4 protein-coding genes are annotated in these 1,239 nt (G+C 45.5%); 3 read left to right on the top strand and 1 reads right to left on the bottom strand.

Annotation, left to right across the window (positions count from 1 at the left end; genetic code table 11):
* From CIK04_RS25035 to CIK04_RS33830, 3 genes are all read left to right on the top strand, one after another.
* The coding region (locus CIK04_RS25035) for an SDR family NAD(P)-dependent oxidoreductase (RefSeq protein ID WP_128824695.1) at positions 1–401 on the top strand (401 nt) is incomplete at its 5' end.
* Between the two features lie 106 nt (positions 402–507).
* Positions 508–723, top strand: coding sequence for a hypothetical protein (locus CIK04_RS33835; protein WP_325205803.1), 216 nt, complete (start codon positions 508–510; stop codon positions 721–723).
* A 28-nt stretch (positions 724–751) separates the two neighbouring features.
* Complete coding sequence (locus CIK04_RS33830; RefSeq protein WP_325205802.1) at positions 752–979, top strand: hypothetical protein; 228 nt, start codon at positions 752–754, stop codon at positions 977–979.
* Positions 980–997: 18 nt separating this feature from the next.
* Here the strand turns inward: CIK04_RS33830 and CIK04_RS33825 are convergent, their stop codons facing one another.
* The gene (locus CIK04_RS33825; RefSeq protein WP_325205801.1) at positions 998–1,183 is read right to left on the bottom strand and encodes a hypothetical protein; all 186 of its coding nucleotides are present in this window, start codon (positions 1,181–1,183) and stop codon (positions 998–1,000) included.
* Between the last annotated feature and the right edge of the window lie 56 nt (positions 1,184–1,239).

Raw genomic sequence — 1,239 nt, 5'->3', positions numbered from 1 at the left:
GAAGACTTGATGACTCCATTACAAATACATGTCAAACCGAATTTTTGATGACCCAAGCGTTATTGCCATTACTGCGTAAAGCACAAGCGGGTCGCATCATATTCACCTCATCCACCGTAGGCCATTCTGGCCGCGCATTTTGGGGTACCTACGCCATTTCTAAATTTGCGGTTGAAGGTATGATGCAGATCCTAGCCGATGAATTCAGCAATTCTCCAATTCGTGTTAATGCCATTAATCCAGGTGCCACACGCACACGAATGCGCGRAAAAGCCTACCCTGGTGAAGATGCAAATACACTGAAAACACCAGCAGATTTGATGCCGCTTTATCTCCATTTAATGGATCCTGCAACCACTGACGTGAATGGCCAATGCATTGACGCACAACCAAAGCGCTAGCGCAGATTCTCGCTACTTCCATTGATTAGAAAGGCAGCAARCGCTGCCTTTTTTCATTTTCTGTACGATAAAAATCTTGCGCCTTTCTGGTAGTTAAATATACTGTATGTATATACAGGTATTTTATTATGCAGAACATCATTCAGACCTAAAAACCACAGTTGATTGGCATGCAAATTCAACAAGGTGCGCTAATGAATCTCGTTACCAAACTTCTGGTATTGATGAGTTAGATAAACTGCTTGGTGGTGGATTCCCACAGCATGGTGTGGTGGAAATGGAATCTGCACTCGGCATCGGTGAATTGCGCTTAACTGGCTAATTATCTTAAACAGCAGCAGGATCTGATCGTGCTGATCCATCCCCCTGCCGTTTTGAATGCCGCTTTTTGGCGTAATATGGATTTTCCCTTAGCCAATTGTCTCGTGATCCACTCAGTGTCAACCAAAGAAGCATTATGGGCCACCGAGCAATGCCTAAAAAGCGGAGTGTGTCGTACCGTTATCCTTTGGCAAGATGAGATGGAGATTCATCAAGTCAAACGCTTACAAATGGCCAGCGAGCAAGGGGTTGTGTAGCTGTTATGTTCCGCCTTATCAATCACCATCGCCTTTCTTTACCACTGTCCTTAAGCTGCGTCTTTCGCCTACCAGCAGGCACTGCGAATCTTCGAACTCTTGAAAACGCCGAGGGGATGGGGACAAGGAGCTGTTGATATTGATTACCACCGTCAGTATCCCCAGCTGTACACTGGCAAGCCAAATACCAAACCACACTGTCATTCCTTTTCCTTGCCGTTATGCAGGGGTGGAACATGCACTTATGGTTATATCTGTCG

It is taken from the genome of Vibrio sp. 03_296, assembly GCF_002265885.1.
Note: the sequence above shows the minus strand (reverse complement) of the source record. Positions and strands in the feature narration are given on the sequence as shown.

Coding starts and splice junctions, on each gene's coding strand:
- CIK04_RS33835 (WP_325205803.1), top strand. CDS start 508: ATGTATATACAGGTATTTTATTATGCAGAACATCATTCAGACCTAAAA.
- CIK04_RS33825 (WP_325205801.1), bottom strand. CDS start 1,183: ATGACAGTGTGGTTTGGTATTTGGCTTGCCAGTGTACAGCTGGGGATA.